General features: G+C 73.8%; 13 protein-coding genes and 1 pseudogene. 5 read left to right on the top strand and 9 right to left on the bottom strand.

Annotation, left to right across the window (positions count from 1 at the left end; genetic code table 11):
• Positions 1–69 precede the first annotated feature (69 nt).
• The 3 genes from K7G61_RS29070 to K7G61_RS29060 form a co-directional block, all read right to left on the bottom strand.
• Positions 70–1,437, bottom strand: coding sequence for a HAMP domain-containing sensor histidine kinase (locus K7G61_RS29070; RefSeq protein ID WP_225849997.1), 1,368 nt, complete (start codon positions 1,435–1,437; stop codon positions 70–72).
• Positions 1,438–1,454: 17 nt separating this feature from the next.
• Positions 1,455–2,168, bottom strand: coding sequence for a response regulator transcription factor (locus K7G61_RS29065; protein ID WP_225850050.1), 714 nt, complete (start codon positions 2,166–2,168; stop codon positions 1,455–1,457).
• Positions 2,169–2,296: 128 nt separating this feature from the next.
• Positions 2,297–2,926, bottom strand: coding sequence for a TetR/AcrR family transcriptional regulator (locus K7G61_RS29060; protein ID WP_225849996.1), 630 nt, complete (start codon positions 2,924–2,926; stop codon positions 2,297–2,299).
• A gap of 116 nt (positions 2,927–3,042) precedes the next feature.
• On the opposite strand from K7G61_RS29060, the gene K7G61_RS29055 reads away from it, so the two are divergent.
• Complete coding sequence (locus K7G61_RS29055) at positions 3,043–3,762, top strand: SDR family oxidoreductase (RefSeq protein ID WP_225849994.1); 720 nt, start codon at positions 3,043–3,045, stop codon at positions 3,760–3,762.
• A 15-nt stretch (positions 3,763–3,777) separates the two neighbouring features.
• Here the strand turns inward: K7G61_RS29055 and K7G61_RS29050 are convergent, their stop codons facing one another.
• The 5 genes from K7G61_RS29050 to K7G61_RS29030 all read right to left on the bottom strand — a co-directional run bounded on the left by K7G61_RS29050 (position 3,778) and on the right by K7G61_RS29030 (position 10,701).
• Positions 3,778–5,271, bottom strand: a complete 1,494-nt coding sequence (locus K7G61_RS29050; RefSeq protein ID WP_225849992.1) for a glycosyltransferase — start codon at positions 5,269–5,271, stop codon at positions 3,778–3,780.
• 179 nt (positions 5,272–5,450) lie between these two features.
• Positions 5,451–6,692, bottom strand: a complete 1,242-nt coding sequence (locus K7G61_RS29045; protein ID WP_374204280.1) for a hypothetical protein — start codon at positions 6,690–6,692, stop codon at positions 5,451–5,453.
• Between the two features lie 341 nt (positions 6,693–7,033).
• Positions 7,034–7,987 (bottom strand): N-acetylneuraminate synthase family protein, encoded by a 954-nt coding sequence (locus tag K7G61_RS29040; RefSeq protein WP_225849991.1) that lies wholly within the window; start codon positions 7,985–7,987, stop codon positions 7,034–7,036.
• Positions 7,988–8,105: 118 nt separating this feature from the next.
• Positions 8,106–9,320 (bottom strand): acylneuraminate cytidylyltransferase, encoded by a 1,215-nt coding sequence (locus K7G61_RS29035; RefSeq protein WP_225849990.1) that lies wholly within the window; start codon positions 9,318–9,320, stop codon positions 8,106–8,108.
• A gap of 82 nt (positions 9,321–9,402) precedes the next feature.
• Entirely contained in the window at positions 9,403–10,701 is a 1,299-nt protein-coding gene (locus K7G61_RS29030) for a DUF6716 putative glycosyltransferase (RefSeq protein WP_225849989.1), read from the bottom strand.
• Positions 10,702–10,883: 182 nt separating this feature from the next.
• Here K7G61_RS29030 and K7G61_RS29025 point away from each other — a divergent pair.
• From K7G61_RS29025 to K7G61_RS29010, 4 genes and pseudogenes are all read left to right on the top strand, one after another.
• A pseudogene (locus K7G61_RS29025) lies at positions 10,884–11,831 on the top strand (glycosyltransferase family 2 protein); the annotation flags it as partial.
• Positions 11,832–12,007: 176 nt separating this feature from the next.
• A complete protein-coding gene (locus K7G61_RS29020; protein ID WP_225849987.1) occupies positions 12,008–13,372 on the top strand; it encodes an alpha-2,8-polysialyltransferase family protein in 1,365 nt (454 codons plus the stop codon).
• Positions 13,369–14,553, top strand: coding sequence for an acyltransferase (locus K7G61_RS29015; RefSeq protein ID WP_225849986.1), 1,185 nt, complete (start codon positions 13,369–13,371; stop codon positions 14,551–14,553). The genes K7G61_RS29020 and K7G61_RS29015 overlap by 4 nt, the downstream gene beginning before the upstream one ends.
• A gap of 97 nt (positions 14,554–14,650) precedes the next feature.
• Positions 14,651–15,340 (top strand): TetR/AcrR family transcriptional regulator, encoded by a 690-nt coding sequence (locus K7G61_RS29010; protein ID WP_225849985.1) that lies wholly within the window; start codon positions 14,651–14,653, stop codon positions 15,338–15,340.
• A 64-nt stretch (positions 15,341–15,404) separates the two neighbouring features.
• On the opposite strand, the gene K7G61_RS29005 is transcribed toward K7G61_RS29010, so the two are convergent.
• Positions 15,405–16,985 (bottom strand): methylmalonyl-CoA mutase, encoded by a 1,581-nt coding sequence (locus K7G61_RS29005; protein ID WP_225850048.1) that lies wholly within the window; start codon positions 16,983–16,985, stop codon positions 15,405–15,407.
• Between the last annotated feature and the right edge of the window lie 29 nt (positions 16,986–17,014).

Below are 17,014 nucleotides of genomic sequence, written 5' to 3'. Positions count from 1 at the left end.
GTTCGCAGGGGATCGGCGCCGCCGCGTGCGGTGCGGTGGCGCCGGTCGAGTTCTACAGAGCGGGCGGTTTCACGACGGTTGCGTTGCCTGCCCGACCGCGCTGGGGAACGCGACGGTGACGACCAGTCCGCCGCCGGGCCGTGCGGCCGCGGTGAGCGGGGCGTCGTGAGCGGTCGCGATGGCGGCGACGATGGACAGGCCCAGGCCGAGGCCCTGCGACGGGTTGGTACGGGGGCCGCGGGCGGGGCGGGCCGGGTCGAGGCGCTGGAAGGGCAGCAGGATGCGCTCGACGGCGTCCTCGGGCACGATGGGGCCGGTGTTGGCGACGGTGAGGACGGCGCGGCCGGCCGTCGTCGCCGTGGTGACCTCGACGTGGCCGCCGGGCACGTTGTAGCGGATCGCGTTGTCCAGCAGGTTGGCGACCAGGCGCTCGGCCAGTGCCCGGTGGCCGGACGCCACGGCCTCGCCGGCGGACGGACGCAGCGCCACCCGCCGCTCGCGCGCCCCCGTACCGTGTCCGGCGACCGCCTCCTCGGCGAGCCGCGCCAGGTCGAACGGGCGGCGCTCGTCGATGCCCGCATGGCCGCGGGCGAGGGTGAGCAGCGCTTCGATGAGCCGTTCCTGCTGGTCGCCCGCGACCAGTATCCGTTCGTGGGCGGTGCGCAGCGACTCCACGGTCGGCTCGGGGTCGGCCAGCGCGACCTGGCCGAGCACGCGCTGGCGGGCCAGCGGCGTACGCAACTCGTGCGAGGCGTTGGCGACGAACTGCCGCTGCGCCTGGAACGAACGGTTGAGCCGGCCCAGCAGCGCGTCGAACGTCTCGCCCAGCTCCCGCAGTTCGTCGCGCGGGCCGTCCAGCGCGAGCCGCCGGTTCAGGCTGGTGACCGAGATGTCCCGCGCGGTGGCGGTGATCGTCCGCAGAGGGCGCAGAATGCGGCCGGCCACGATCCAGCCGAGCAGCACGGACGTCAGCGACATCAGGCCCAGCGCGATCCCGGACTGGACCAGCAGGGTGTGCAGCAGGTCGGACTTCTGACGGTCCACGGTCCGCTGGACGTCCTTGCGCAGGGAGTCGTCCAGGGGGGCCGTCGGGACGGGCGCCGGACCGGTCCGCGGGTCGGGCGCCGGACCCGGGTACGCGCCCGCGCCGGGCGGCACGGTCACCGCGTGCCTCACGACGGTCGGCGGCCGGTCGACGGCGCCGACCACCAGGCCGTACGTGACCGCCAGGAGCGCGGCGCCGGACACCAGGAACAGCCCGCCGTACAGGGCGGTCAGCCGCAGCCGTACGGTACGGCGGGGCGGGCCGGGGCGAACGACGCGGTCGCGGAGCGCGGACAGGACACGAAGTCCACGCGGTCCGCGCGGTCCGGGTACCTGGGAGCGGGCGGTGTCACGGGCGGTTCCGTCGGCGGTTCCGTGGAGCTGTTCGGGCATACGAGTGCGGTGCCCTTTCAGGCTTCAGGCCGGGTCCAGCGCCGTACTCGCCGGTCCGGAACGGTTCCTCGGATCCGGTAGCCGGCCCCGGCCACCGTGTCGATGACCGCCGGATCGCCGAGCTTGGCCCGCAGCCGGCTGACGGTGACCTTCACGGCGCTGGTGAACGGGTCGGCGGCCTCGTCCCAGACCCGCTCCAGCAGTTCCTCGGCGGACACCGCGCGGCCCCCGGCGGCCAGCAGCAGTTCGAGGACTCCGAACTCCTTGGGCGTGAGGGCGAGTTCGCGCCCGGCCCGGACCGCGGTGCGCCGCGCGGTGTCCACCACGACGTCGCCGCACCGGACCAAGGGCGGCACCGCGGGATGCGCCCGGCGGGCCAGCGCGGCGATCCGGGCCACCAGGACGGGAAAGTCGAACGGCTTCGGCAGGTAGTCGTCGGCGCCCAGCCCCAGCCCGTCCACGATGTCGTCCGCCGTCGCCGCGGCGGTGAGCATCAGCACCCGGCTGCGGCACCGGGCCTCGATCAGCGCCGCGCACACGGCGTCGCCGTGCGTTCCGGGCAGATCCCGGTCCAGCACCACGACGTCGTACGCCTCGCGGTCGGCCCCCAGCATCCGCTCCAGCGCCACCGCCCCGTCGTACGCCAGATCCACCGCCATCCGCGCACGGCGCAACCCCACGGCCACCGCCTGCGCCATCTCCTCGTCGTCCTCGACCACCAGCACCCGCATCCCCCACCGCCCCTCTCCCGTGCCGCCCCCAGTGTCCACGGGAAACCTGTGGAGCGGTTCCGCCGCACGGCGCCCGTCGGCAGTCATGGTGCCGGTCGGCGGTCGCGGCGCCCGTCGGGGTGGGCGGCTCAGCCGGGTGTCGCCCCGCGGAGCTGCTTGCCCGTCAGCGGGGGGACGGGGAGGGGGTGGGCCGCTTCGGGGCGCAGGCCGTCGAGCAGGAGGGCGAGGTGGCGGCGCCACGCGTCGGGGGCGACCTCGCGGGTGGCGCGGGCGGTTCCGGCGATGCCCCAGGTGAGGAGGGCGAGATCGGAGGGTTCGAGGTCGGCCCGCAGGACACCGGCGGCCTTGGCGCGGGTCACGATCGTCTTCTTCAGCACCGCCAGGCGGTGCTGGGCGGCGTCGATGACGGGAGTGCCGGGCAGTCGCGAGCGGTGCACGTCCGTGTAACCGCGGTTGCCGGCGAGCAGTTCGCAGCTCTCCTCCATGAACGACGCGAAGCCGTCCCACGGGTCGTCGGCGACCGCCGCCCGCTCGGCGATCTCCACCGCCTGCTGGGCCAGGGGTGAGAGGGCCGCGTCGACCAGTTCGCCGCGGGTCGGGAACCGGTTGTAGAGGGTGCCGATCGCGACGCCCGCCTCCCGGGCGATCTCGTCGAGGGGGGCGTCCAGGCCCTTGCGGCGGAAGACGTCGCGGGCGGCGCGCACCAGACGCTCGCGGTTGCGCGCCGCGTCCTGGCGCAAGGGGCGCGGGGTGGCCATGCGGCGATTCTACGTTTCCGGAAAAGTTGAGGAACACCTCAAGTTGGCCGCTAGACTCAACTTGAGCAGCCCCTCAACTTATCGCGGTACGCAGGGAGGAACGTGTGGAAGCGGGCATGAGGACGATCGCGGTCTACGGCGCCGGGCCGGCCCTGGGCATGGCGGTGGCCAGGAGGTTCGGCCGGGAGGGCTTCCGGGTGGCGCTCGTGGCGCGCGACCGGGAGCGGCTCGACGGCATGGTGCGCGACCTTGCCGGGGAGGGGGTGGAGGCGGGCGCTTTCCGGGCCGACCTCGCCGACCCGGCAGCGGCGCTGCGGGTGACCGGTGAGATCGAGGACCGGTTCGGCGCGATCGACGTGCTGGAGCACAGCCCGGTCGGCCCCGGGGTGGCCACCCGGCCGCTGGACCTGGACGCCGCGGCCATGGACCCGCTGCTCGACCTGTACCTGCGCGGGCCGCTCGCCCTGGTGCGGCGGGTGCTGCCGGGGATGCGGGAGCGGGGCGGGGGCGGGCTGCTGTTCGCGATGGGGGCGTCGGCCGCGTACCCGTCGCCGCGGTGGGCGGGTGCCGGAGTCGCGCTGTCGGGCCTGCGCAACTACGTCCATACGCTGCACGCGGAGCTGGACGGATCGGGCGTCTACGCAGGGGCGCTGCTGATCGGCGCGCTGATCGAGGGCAGCCGGGCGCACCGCGAGTCGAGCGGCCGCGGCGGCGCGGCCTGGCCGGTGGTGACGGGCGCGGACCTGGCCGACCGGCTGTGGGACATGTACGCGGCGCGGGACCGCGTCGAGGACGTGGTGGTACCCGGGCGGGACGGGGCGGGCGCGCCGGCCTGACCGGTCACCGTCACGTCAAGGCCGCGGGCCGAGGAGCCTTGCGTACAGGTCGATCAGGGGGGCCGACTCGGTCTGCCAGGACCACTGGCGCAGGACGTCGACGCGGTCGTACGCCTTGCGGTAGCGCTTGGGGTTGGTGAGGATCGCGCCGACCGCGCGGACGAAGTCGGCGGTGTCGCGGGCGCGGAAGACCTCGCCGTTGCCGAGTTCGAGGGTGGCCGCGGACATCGCGCGGACATCGCTGACGACGACGGGCAGGCGGGCGTGCGCGTACTCGAAGTAGCGCGAGGACAGCACCGCCTGGTGGTGCGGGAGTTTGTGGACGGGAAGGACGCCGATGTCCGCGCCGGACAGGAAGGCGGGGATCTCGGCGACGGGGACGTACGGCAGGACGTGCACGCGGGCGTGGACGCCGTGCCGGGCGGCGCGTTCGCGCAGGGCGGTCACGTCGGGGTGGTCGGGGTCGGGCACGACGAACGCGGCGTGCAGGTCGTACAGCTTGGGCAGCGCCTCGACGACGGTGTCCGCGCCGCGGTCGGCGGCGAGGGGGCCGGTGTGGACGAGCAGCGGTACGTCGCCGGACAGGTGGCACCGGGCGCGGACGCCGGCGTGGTGCTCGCCGTACTCGGTCAGCGGCGGGGCGTTGCGTACGACGGTGGGGGTGGCGGCGAGCTGGTGGCGGGCGCGCAGCTCGCGGGCGAGGCGGTCGCCGACGGTGACGACGCCGTCGGCCTCGCGGGCGAACGTGCGCTCGTGGGCGTCGGCCGCGATGGTGGCGCGGCGGGTCACGCCGGGCGTACGCGGGGGCGCGTCCCAGACGACCTCGATCCGGTGGCCGGCGGCTTCCGCGCGCAGGGCCGCCCGGATCGCCAGGCCCAGGGCGCGGTGGCCGAGCGCGTGGACGAGGTGGGGGCGCACGGCGTCCAGCACCGGTCCGTACGCGATCTCCTCGTCCAGCAGGCCGGGGTCGAGGCGGCGCCAGGCACGGCGGCCCAGCAGCAGGCGGGCGAGTTCGGTGGTGAGGTTGTCCAGGCGCGAGTGGGGGGTCTCGCGGTGGCGCACGGCGGCGCGGTACTGGGCGGCGCGCGCCCGCGTCCACACCGACTTCACCCCGTGCCGCAGCCAGGACAGCACATGGCCGCACCAGGCCAGCGCGCGCAGCGGCAGTACGCGGTGGACCAGCAGGAGTTCGGCCCGGCGGGTGCGCAGCAGGGAGGTGTCGGCGGCGAGCAGGGCGGTGCGGTGCTCGTACGACTCCGCGCTGCGGTAGGCCAGCGGCCAGCGCAGGGTGGGGTGCGGGCGGCGGATACGGTGGCGCGCCAAGGTGTGTCCCACGGTCACCGCTTTGACGGCCACGCCGCTGGAGGCCGCGAGTGCGGCGGGGGGCTCGCCGATCACGGTCACCTGGTAGCCGGCCTCGCGGGCGGCGAGGGCCACCCGCTGGGCGCGCGAGTCGCCGTCGAGCGGGGCGGTCGTGAGGATCGCGACGTGGGGGGTCAATGCCGCCATTCCCGCACCTAAACGGATCCGCATGATCATCAGGTTACGCGGGATTGGACGGCAAGCGAACGTCGCGGTGGAACGCGGCTGTTGCGCGGAGGCGCCGGGGAGCGCACGGGGCGGCGCGACCGCGCGGAGTGCGCGGGGGAGGCTCGACGCGGACCCGCCGCGGGTCCGCGTCGGCATCATCACGCCCGGCTCGGCTCGTCCGCCGGGGGCAGGCCGTGCAGGGTGCGGGCGGAGTGGCTGATGTCGGTGAGGAAGGTGTGGGCGCGCGGCGAGGCCGCGGCCGTGAGCCAGCCGGCGTCGATGTCGACGACGGTCAGGTGGACGTCGGTGCCGGCCAGGGCCAGCGGGAGGGTGTGGACGACGGTGGACGGGAAGGACAGCACCGACCCGGCGATGGGGCCGCGGCGGGCGACGAGTTCGAGCGGCAGGTCGGGCCGGACCATCTCCAGGCCGGTCTCGGCGGCGAGCCGGCGCAGCTTGTCGGGCGACTCCCGGCGGTGCGCGAAGTAGCGCCTGGCGCCGTGGCGTTCGGCCAGGGACTTGACGACGGCGAGGTAGCGCTCGGGGTCGACCACGCCCGTCTCGACCAGCGACGTGCCGATCAGGTCGGTGCCGGCGAGGGTACGGGGCGGCCCGAAGCGGCTGCGCGTCCAGGCGAAGCGGTTGGTACGCAGGGCCATCCCCGGCGGCGGGGTGGCGGGCATCGCGCTGAACAGTTCGACGCGGCGGTTGCCCCGGCCCGGGGTGAGGCGGCGGCGGGCGGCCGAGGCGAACAGGCCGAAGGCCGCGTCGGCGGGACCGCGGCGGCGGCCCTTGCGGTGCCAGCGCACGAGCCGGCCGCCGTTGGTGAGGATCTCGGTGAACTCCATGGTGGCGGTGCCGTCGTCCACCACCGTCAGCTCTTTGGCCCGGCACAGCGGCAGCAGCACCTGCACCAGCCGGGAGAACGGGTCGCCGATCACCAGGTGCTTGACCCGCAGCAGCAGCGGCGTGAGTGCCAGGGCCGTGCGGACCAGCCCGCCCCGGCCGCCACGCGCCTCGTACCAGCGGACCACCGCGCCCTCGTCGCGGGCGAGTTCGGCCATCCGGCGCAACTGGCCGCGGCTGGTCGGGTCGGACGGGGACAGGACGACGACCGTCAGCGGGCGCGCGGGCGCCGCGGACGGATCGGCGGACGGTACGGGGGCCTGGACGGGCGCACCGCCGTCGCGGGCGCCGGGGGCCGGCGGGCTCGCGGGCGGGCGGACGTGCGCCCACTCCAGCACGTTGAGCAACTGGACGGGCGACTCCACGAGCGCGACGACCCCGCCGGCGACCGGCGGACCGGGCACGCCCGCCCGAGCGGGCGCCTGCCCCGGGACCAGGTCCGGGCCCCTGTCCGGTCCCTTGTCCGGCGCCTGGCCCGGGACCTGGTCCGGCATCCGCTGCTGGTCCTGGTCCTGGTCCTGGTTTAACGTCCGCTCCCGGTCCCGGTCCGGGACGGATCCGCCCCCCGGGGCCGGGGCCGGCGCCCCGGCCGGTGCCGGGCGGCCCGGTCCCTCGGCGGGCGCCGGCCCGGGCGCGGCACCGGCGCCCGACGCCTCGGCCGGTGCGGGAGTGGAGTGATCGTCCACGTACTCGTCCTTCTCGTCCTTTGTCGTCACTCGGGAGTGCTCAGGAACTCACGAGCGCTCGGGAAGGGTCCTGGTCCGCCCGGCCGGGGGGGAAGGGAACGCCGGCCCCCCGGCGCCCGTGCGGGTCCGGCCCCCGGCGCCCGTGCGGGTCAGACCGCCGCGGGCTCGCTGCCGGCCGTTTCCGCGTCGGCCGCCTCCGCCTCCGCGACGACGCCGGGGACGCGGCGCAGCTTCTTCATCGGGCCGAGCTCGCCCTCGTACACCTTCTTGACGCCGTCGCCGAGGGAGGTCTCGATGATGCGGATGTCGCGGACCAGCCGCTCAAGGCCCTGCGACTCGACGGAGGCGGCCTGGTCGGAGCCCCACATCGCGCGGTCGAGGGTGATGTGGCGCTCGACGAAGACCGCGCCGAGGGCGACGGCGGCGAGCGTGGTCTGCAGGCCCACCTCGTGCCCGGAGTAGCCGACCGGGACGTTGGGGTACTCGGCCTGCAGGGTGTTGATCATCCGCAGGTTGAGTTCCTCGTGCTTGGCCGGGTACGTGGAAGTGGCGTGGCAGAGCACGATGTTCTCGCTGCCCAGCACCTCGACCGCGTGGCGGATCTGCTTCGGCGTCGACATGCCGGTGGACAGGATGACCGTGCGGCCGGTGGCGCGCAGCGCGCGCAGCAGTTCGTCGTCGGTCAGGCAGGCCGAGGCGACCTTGTGCGCGGGCACGTCGAACTTCTCCAGGAACTCCACCGACGGCACGTCCCACGGGGAGGCGAACCAGTCGATGCCGCGCTTGCGGCAGTACTCGTCGATCGCCCGGTAGCCGTCCTCGTCGAACTCCACGCGGTGGCGGTAGTCGATGTACGTCATGCGGCCCCACGGGGTGTCGCGCTCGATCTCCCACTGGTCGCGGGGGGTGCAGATCTCGGGGGTGCGCTTCTGGAACTTGACCGCGTCGCAGCCCGCGGCGACGGCGGCGTCGATGAGGGCGAACGCGTTCTCCAGGTCGCCGTTGTGGTTGATGCCGATCTCGCCGGTGATGTACACGGGCTGGCCGTTGCCGATGTGGCGGGAGCCGACGGCACGGAGGTTGGCGGGGAGCGTTGTGGTCACGGGTGTTCCTCTGTGTCGGGGTGTGCCGGTACGCGGCCCCGCGAGGGGCGGTCCGGGGTCTTCGGTACGGGGGGTCGGACGAGGGTCTTGAGCGGGTGCTTCGGACGGGGGTACGGGTTCAGCGGGTCAGGGCCGGGCCGAGCAGCCAGCCGGCGATCTCTCTGATCGCGCCGTGGCCGCCGGCGGTCGTGGTGACGGCGCGGGCGGCGGCGCGGACCACGTCGTGGGCCCCGGCGACGGCCACGGGCCAGCCCACGAGGGCGAAGCAGCCGAGGTCGTTGACGTCGTTGCCGGCGTACAGGACCCGCTCGGGCGCGATGCCGTTCTCCTCGCACCACTGCTTGAGGGCCAGGTCCTTGCGGTCGATGCCGTGCAGGACCGGCACCTTGAGCTTGCGGGCGCGGGCGGCGACGACCGGGTTGGTCTCGGTGGACAGGATGAGTACGGGCAGGCCCGCGCGGCGCAGCGCGGCGATGCCCAGGCCGTCGCCGCGGTGCACGGTGACCGCCTCGTGGCCGTCCGCGTCGATCAGCACGCGGTCGTCGGTCTGGGTGCCGTCGAAGTCGAGGACCACCGCGTCCACGTCGTCCGCGGTCGGGGTGGTGGCGGCCGGGTCGAGCAGCGGGGCCAGGGCGCGGGCGCGTTCGAGGTCGGCGGGCTCGTCGATCTCAAGGACGCGGGCGGGGTCGGTGCGGACCAGGGCGGTACGGCCGAAGAAGCGGTGGCCGGCGGCGCGGAAGCCGTCGGCCCGCATGGCGTACGCGGCGCCCGTCTCCAGCAGGTCCTGGGGGCGGTCCTGGCGGCGGGGGCGGGTGGCCTTGTCGTGGTTGACGCCGACACCGTCCGTGGCGGACGCCTCGGCCCGCGCCGTCTCGCGCCAGATGAAGCCGTGGAAGGGGGCGACCGTGTGGGCGGTGTCCGCGCCGTCCTCGGTGACCGCGGCCGTGACGCCGTCGATGTCCTCGCTGGTGATGAACGGGCTGGTGCACTGGACGAGGAGGACCACGTCGGCCCGCCGGCCGGTCATGGCCTCGTGGGCGTCCATCGCGTGCAGCACCGCGGCCTCGCTGGTGGCGGTGTCGCCGGCGATCGCCGCCGGGCGCAGCACCACGTCGGCGCCGGCGCTCCTGGCCACTTCGGCGATGGACGGGTCGTCGGTGGACACGACGGTCGCCGTCACGCGCCGGGCCCCGGCGCAGGCGAGGACCGCCCGCGCGACCAGCGGCACCCCGCCGACCGCCGCCAGGTTCTTGCCCGGCACCCCTTTCGACCCGCCGCGCGCGGGTATGACGGCCAGCACGGTGGGCTTGTCCGGCGTGGATGGGCGGCTCATGAGGTGTGCTCCAGGTCGTTACGGGTGAGGGTGAAGGGGAGCGGGCGCGGCACGGCCCCGGCGGCGGACCGCGGGGCGCCGCTCACAGCTGCCCCATGCGGCGGATGACGGGGGCCACCCGCTGGACGCCTTGCCGGTAGGCGGTCCGCGCGGAGTTGCGGACCAGTTCGCGCACCGCCCTGCGGACGGGGCCGGCTTCGCGGGGGGCGAGGCCCTGTACCGGTTCGCCCTTGGGGTTCAGGCCGTGGCGGGCGAGGATGCCGGGGAGGTAGCCGGGGGCGGTGCGCAGTGTGTAGTACGGGGACAGCGGCGGCAGTTCGGGGTCGGCGAGCAGCGCGGCCACCCGGGAGCGCAGGGCGGCGTGGGGGTCGGCGCCCGCGACACCGTGCGCGGCCGTCCACAGCGGGTCGGCCTGCGGGAGGTGGCCGTCGTCGATCTCGTCCCAGGAGGCGAAGCATCCCGAGCCGAGGAAGTGGTGGTTGCCCAGTGCCTCGCGTATGCCGAGGTCGGTGAGGATCGCGGTGGGGATGCCCCGGTGCAGGGACTCAAGGGCGGCGGTGGAACTGACGGTCACCAGGAGGTCGGTGCGGTCCAGGACGTCCGCCATGGTGCCGTAGACGAGCTTGAGGTTGTCCGGCGGATCGAGGGAGGCGACCAGTTTCTGGTAGGGGTTCTCCTCGATGTGCGTCGTGTGCTCACCGGGTTTGCTGCGGAGTTTCACCAGGACGTCGCGTTCGGTGTGCCGGCGGGCGTGTTCGACCGTGCGCCGCAGCAGGTGCAATCGGTCGGCGCGGTTTTCCGGGACCGAGGGCTGAACGGCGAAGGTGACGGTGAACGGCCGTCCGCTGTCGGGCCGGTAACGGTCGCCGCCGAGAAATGGCAGCGCGGTTTCGACGATACCGGTGGTGGGATAGCCGACGCCTTCGTACACGGCGGCGAACCGCTCCGCGTCGTCCGCCGAGTTGGCGAGGACGACATCGGCTCCGGCGCGCAGCAGCAGTCCGTCGGCGAGCTTCTCGTAGACGACGCCCACATATCCGGTGACGACGACCGGCCGGTGCGAACGGCCTTCCCAGGCGCGGGCGAAGCCGTGCAGGAGGGCCTGGACCGTGCCGCCGACGCAGGACAGGACGACCACGTCGCAGGTCTCGTCGCTGGTCGCGGCGAGGATCTCGGCGGCGGTCTGCTCGACCATGGAGTCCGCGGGTATGCCCAGTTCGGCCAGTTGGCGGGGGGTGGGCGTGGCCCGGCCTCGCAGCAGCCGCGCGTCGAGCCGGACATCGGGGCCGATGCGGCGGGCGGTCAGCGCCCCCCACTTCCACCGGGTGTCCGAATCGGCGATGACGGTGACCCGCACGGGGCCGGGCTTACGTTTTGGCACACGCAGACGATAGGAAGCCGATGCGCTGTGCGTGATAACTCCGGGCCAACCGCAGGTAAACAAACTGCCGCGACTTGTGAGTTCACGAATCCCTGCCGGGCCATGATCCCTTCATCCTTCGTTAACCCAAATGTAAGTCGTCGTCATACCGAAGAGACAGGCGGCCGCATAGGGTACGGCGGGTGGTCAAGCTCTCCGTTATCGTGCCGTTTTTCAATGTGCAGCAGTTCGTACCCGACGCGCTGCGCAGCCTTCGGGCCAACGCCCGCGAGGACTTCGAGTTCCTGCTGATGGACGACGGCTCGACGGACCGGACTCCGGAACTGCTGGCCCAGGGGGTCGGCGGCCTGCCGGGCGCCCGGATCATCCGGCGCGAGCACGGCGGGGTGGCCGCCCTGCGCAACGCGGGCATCGACGCGGCCAAGGGCACGTACCTGACCTTCATGGACGGGGACGACTGGATGGCCCCCGGCTACCTGCCCCGGCTGGTCGAGGCCATGGACGACCTGGACGTCGACTTCCTGCGCACCGACCACGTCCAGTGCACCGGCAGGACCCGCAACGTCATCCGCGCCCCGCACGGGCGGCGCGGCGCGCGGCTGGACCCGCGCGCGTGCATCCTGCCCGCCGACCGCCCCTCGCTGGTGGACTACCCGTACTCGTGGGCCGGCGCCTACCACCGCCGCATCGTCGAGCAGGGGCTGGTGCACATGCCGGAGGACCTGCGCACCGCCGAGGACCGGCCGTGGATCTGGCGGCTGCACCGGGAGGCGAAGTCGGTCGCGGTCGTGGGCCTGCTCGGCATCTACTACCGCCGTGGTGTGGCCAGTTCGCTGACCCGGGTCGGCGACGCGCGGCAGCTGGACTTCATCCGCTCCTTCGACCAGGTGATCGCCGAACTGCGGGACGACCGCGACGCGGACCTGTTCATGCCCAAGGCGGTGCGCACGTACTGCGCGATCATCGCCCACCACCTGGACAACCTGGACCGCTTCGAACCGGCGCTGGCCCGCCGGCTGAAGGCGATGGCCGCGGGCGCGCTGGGCCGGCTGCCGTCGGACGTCCTGGCGAACGCGCTGGACTCGATGGACCTCGAACGCAGCGCGCGGATACGCAGACTGCGCTGGCGGGTGCCGGCCAAGGCCGACGAGGCGGAGAGCGAGCAGTTCCCCGAGCTGACGGCCGCGGGCAAGGCCGTGGCGGCGAGCGTCACGGAGGCCGGCACCGAGCCCGGCGCCGCGGTGGACGACGAGGTGGACGACGACGACCCGGAAGCGCCCGACAACGACGGATCGGCGGTCGCCTGATGGCACGCACCCAGCTCCTGCTGGCCTCCACCCTGTACGGCGCCGCGACGCTGGCCGCCGCCCTGGACGCCGGATGCCTCCCCTCCGCCGGCCGTCGCATCCTGGTGACCAGCAACAACGCCTCGGTCCCCGAGACCCAGCCCGGTCTGGAGCAGGCCCCCGGTTTCGGCGCGCTGCGCAACCGCTTCGACCGCGTCGTGTCGTGGAACGAGACGATCCACCCGCTGCACCCCGGCGGCTGGTCCCCGCGGGCCGACGAGGTGCCCATGTGGGAGCGGTACCTGCGGCTGCTGTGGGACCTCGGCGACGACGACGTCGAACTGGTCGTGGAATCCATCCAGGTCGCCCCCGCCCTGTCGTTCGCCCAGGTCTTCACCGGCGCGCCCATCTCGGTGTACGCCGACGGCCTGATGTCGTACGGGCCGACCCGCAACAAGCTGGGCCTGATGGTCGACACCCGCATCGACCGGCTGCTGCACCTCGACCTGGTGCCGGGCCTGCGGCCGCTGCTGCTGGGCGAGCACGGCGTGGAGCCGGCCGTGGTGCCGACCGAGGAGTTCACCAAGGTCCTCGCGGAGGTCGCCGAGGCGTCCGCGGACGCCGGCGGGGACAGCCTGGCCGACGTGCCGCGCGGCGCCGCGCTGCTGCTCGGGCAGTACCTGTCGGCGCTGGGCATCCTCACCGTGGCCGAGGAGGAGCAGCTGCACCTGGACATGGTGCGCGGCGCCGCCGCCCTCGGTCACCGCGAGATCGTCTTCAAGCCGCACCCGACCGCGCCCGAGCACTGGACCGAGCCGCTGGTCGCGGAGGCCGAGCGGCTCGGCAGCCGACTGACCGTCCTCAACACCCCGGTACTCGCCGAGGTCGTCTACCTCACCTCCCGCCCGGCGCTGGTGGCCGGCTGCTTCTCCACCGCGCTGGTCACCGCCTCGGCGCTGTACGGGATCCCGGTCGCGCGCACCGGCACGGGCCTGCTGCTGGAGCGCCTGTCGCCGTACCAGAACAGCAACCGCGTCCCGGTGACCATCGTCCACGCGGCCCTGCCCGACCTGGCCGACACCGAGGCCGTACGGGCCTGGCGGCCGCCGACGGCCGAGCAGGTGGCCGCCGAACTCACCCCGCTGGTGCGGACGGTGGGCTACTGCATGCAGGCCCAGGCGTACCCGCACCTGCGGGACGAGGCCGTGGCGTGGCTGTCGACGCGTCTGACGCCGCAGACCTGGCCGTACTTCAAGCGGCGCCGGCTGACCTCGCTCGGGCTGCCCGGCGCGGTGCCGGCCCGGCTGGCGTTCGTCCCCCGCAACCGAACCGTCCGCCGCGTGGCCCGCCGGGCCCGGGCCCTGAAGAAAGCCGCACTCGGATGAGCCTGCACGTTCCCGCGCAAGCCGGCGGGTCGCCCGGGCCGGACGGCTCCGCCGCCACGGCCGCGCCGCTGCCGGAGCCGGCCGCCGTGCCGCCGGCCCCCCGCGGCGGCGGCCGGGAGCGCGGCCGGCTGCGCGCCCTGGACGGGCTGCGCCTGGTCGCCGCCCTGATGGTGTGCATGTACCACTACGCCGGACGCGACGGGGACATCGCCCACTCCTGGGGCAGGTCGCCGAAGGAGATCTTCCCGCACCTGGCCGGCGCCTTCTCCTACGGCCCGCTCGGCGTGCAGATCTTCTTCATCATCAGCGGCTTCGTGATCTGCATGAGCGGCTGGGGCCGCTCGCTGAAGGACTTCGCGATCTCCCGGGTGACCCGCCTGTACCCCGCGTACTGGGCGGCGCTGCTGCTGGTCACGGTGGTGTTCGCGGTCGCGGGCTACCAGCGGGTGTCCAACACCGACCTCATCACCAACGTCAGCATGCTGCAGATGCCGGCCGGCGCCCAGCGGGTCCTCGGCGTGGACTGGACGCTGTGGGCCGAGATGCGGTTCTACCTGCTGTTCGCGGTGTGCGTGCTGTGGCGGGGGGCGACCCGGCAGCGGGTGCTGATGTTCTGCGCGCTGTGGACGGCGGGCGCGCTGTACGCGGGCACCTCCGAGCAGCCGTTCCTGGAGACGGCGCTGATGCCGGACTACGCGCCGTTCTTCGTCGGCGGCATCGGCCTGTACCTGGTCCACCGCTTCGGGCACGACGCCCTGTCGTGGGGCGTCGTCGCGGTCGGTTTCCTGCTCGGCCAGCGCTACGCCGTCGGGGACCTGGTCGCGCCCGCGCACACCCACGTCTTCCACCACCGCTCGCAGGCCGGGGTGATCGCCGTGGTCGCCTTCGGCTTCGCCGCGGTGGCCGCGGTGACGCTGGTCCCGCGGATCGCGGGCGTCAACTGGCGCTGGCTGACCACCGCGGGCGCCCTCACGTACCCCTTCTACCTCGTGCACGAGCACCTCGGCTGGGTCGAGATCGACAAGCTGCACCACCGCACGAGCCTGTCCGACCCCGCGGTGTTCGCCGTGACCGTGGCGACGATGCTGGCGCTGGCGTACGCGCTGCACCGGCTGGTCGAGCGGCCGGTCGCGCCGCGGCTGAAGCGGCTGCTGTCGGCGCGGCCGGTTCCGGTCCGCTGACACGGGCGGCGGGGCGGGTACGGGCGGTACGGCGAACGGTACTGCGGGCGGCGCGGACGGGCGCGGGGGCAGGCGGGTCAGGGCCTACGATGGTGCGGTGAGCGACATCACCCGCGGCCGCCTGCGCGAGCCGACCCGGGCCGAGGAGATCGTCGCGCTCGGCCTGCGCGACGAGAAGAGGCGGCGGACCCGGCGGCACATCGCCGAGGTCGCCACCCGCCTGTTCCTGCGGCACGGTTTCGGCCAGGTCACCATCGCGGAGGTAGCCAGGACCGCCGAGGTCTCGGTCAACACGGTCTACACGTACTTCCCGTCGAAGGAAGACCTCGTCTTCTACCCCGAGGAGGCGTCCGCCGAGCGCATGGTGCAGATGGTCCGCGACCGCGCGCCCGGCGAAGCGGCGGCCGGCGCGGTCCTGTCCGCGCTGCGGGCCGAACTGCGCCGCGAGGACGAGCGGATGGTGGGCCTCACCGACGGCTTCGGCCGCTTCGTGGACATGATCCGGGCGGAGCCGACGCTGGCGAGCCGCCTCGACGCGCTCGGCCGCGACATGGTCGACGCTCTGGCGGCCACGCTGGCGGCCGAGACCGGGGCGGCCGCGGACGACCCCCTCCCCCACCTCGTCGCCGCACAGCTCGGCTGGGCCCAGGACCAGCTCTTCCGCCACCTCGCCGAGCACTCCCGCGCAGGCGCCCCGCCCGAGGTCGTCCGCCCCTCCGCCCTGGCCTTCCTGGACGCGATCGAATCGGTCCTGAGCGACGTGGTCCTGTCCTACGCCAGGCGGTGAAGGCGGCCCGCCCCGGGGGCGAGCCGCCCGGCCACCGCCGGAACCGCCGAAGCCGCCGGAGCCGTCAGAAGACGTCCGACGGCACGTACGTTCCCCACACCTCGCGCAGCGCGTTGCAGACCTCGCCCACCGTGGCGCGCGCCTTCAGCGCCTCCCGCATCGGATACAGCACGTTGTCCGTGCCCTCCGCCGCCTTCCGCATGGCGGCGAGCGCGGCGTCGACGGCGGCCTGGTCGCGGCCCGCGCGCAGCTCGGCGAGGCGCTCGGCCTGCTGCGCCTCGATGGCGGGGTCGACGCGCAGCGGCTCGTACGGCTCCTCCTCGTCCAGCTTGAAGCGGTTGACGCCGACCACGACCCGCTCCCCCGCGTCGGTCGCCAGGGCGATGCGGTAGGCGTTGCGCTCGATCTCGGTCTTCTGGAAGCCGCGCTCGATGGCGGCGACCGCGCCGCCCAGCTCCTCCACCTTGGCCATGAGTTCCACAGCCGCGGCCTCGACGTCGTCGGTGAGCTTCTCCACCACGTACGAGCCGGCGAAGGGGTCGACGGTCGCGGTCACGTCCGTCTCGTACGCCAGGACCTGCTGGGTGCGCAGCGCGAGCCGCGCCGACTTGTCCGTGGGCAGGGCGATCGCCTCGTCGAAGGAGTTGGTGTGCAGCGACTGCGTGCCGCCGAGCACCGCCGCCAGGCCCTGCACGGCGACCCGTACCAGGTTGACCTCCGGCTGCTGCGCGGTGAGCTGCACGCCCGCGGTCTGGGTGTGGAACCGCAGCATCATCGACTTCGGGTTCTTCGCCCCGAACTCCTCCTTCATCACCCGCGCCCAGATCCGCCGGGCCGCCCGGAACTTGGCGACCTCCTCCAGGATCGTGGTGCGCGAGACGAAGAAGAACGACAGGCGGGGCGCGAAGTCGTCCACGTCCATCCCGGCCGCGACGGCCGTGCGCACGTACTCGATCCCGTCGGCGAGGGTGAAGGCGATCTCCTGCGCGGGCGAGGCGCCCGCCTCGGCCATGTGGTAGCCGGAGATGGAGATCGTGTTCCACCTGGGGATCTCGGCCCGGCAGTACGCGAAGATGTCCGCGATCAGCCGCAGGCTCGGCTTGGGCGGGAAGATGTAGGTGCCGCGGGCGATGTACTCCTTGAGCACGTCGTTCTGGATGGTGCCGGTCAGCTCGGCGGCGGGCACGCCCTGCTCCTCGCCGACGAGCTGGTACAGGAGCAGCAGTATGGCGGCGGGCGCGTTGATGGTCATCGACGTGGACACCTTGTCCAGCGGGATGCCGTCGAACAGCACCTTCATGTCCTCGATGGAGTCGATCGCGACACCGACCTTGCCGACCTCGCCGTGCGCGATGGCCGCGTCCGAGTCGTGGCCCATCTGGGTGGGCAGGTCGAAGGCCACGGACAGGCCCATCGTGCCGTGCTCGATGAGCTGCCGGTAGCGGGCGTTGGACTCCGTCGCCGTGCCGAAGCCCGCGTACTGGCGCATGGTCCACGGCCGGCCGGTGTACATGGTCGGGTAGACGCCCCTGGTGAACGGGTAGCCGCCCGGCGCGCCCAGCTTCGTCTCCGGATCCCAGTCCGCCTGCGTCTCGGGACCGTAGACCGGCTCGATCGGCAGACCGGATTCCGACTCGCGCGTCATGGTCACGCCTCCACTGTGTGACGGGTGTG

The sequence above is a fragment of the Streptomyces sp. HPF1205 genome, from assembly GCF_020400825.1.
Lineage (GTDB): Bacteria > Actinomycetota > Actinomycetes > Streptomycetales > Streptomycetaceae > Actinacidiphila.
Note: the sequence above shows the minus strand (reverse complement) of the source record. Positions and strands in the feature narration are given on the sequence as shown.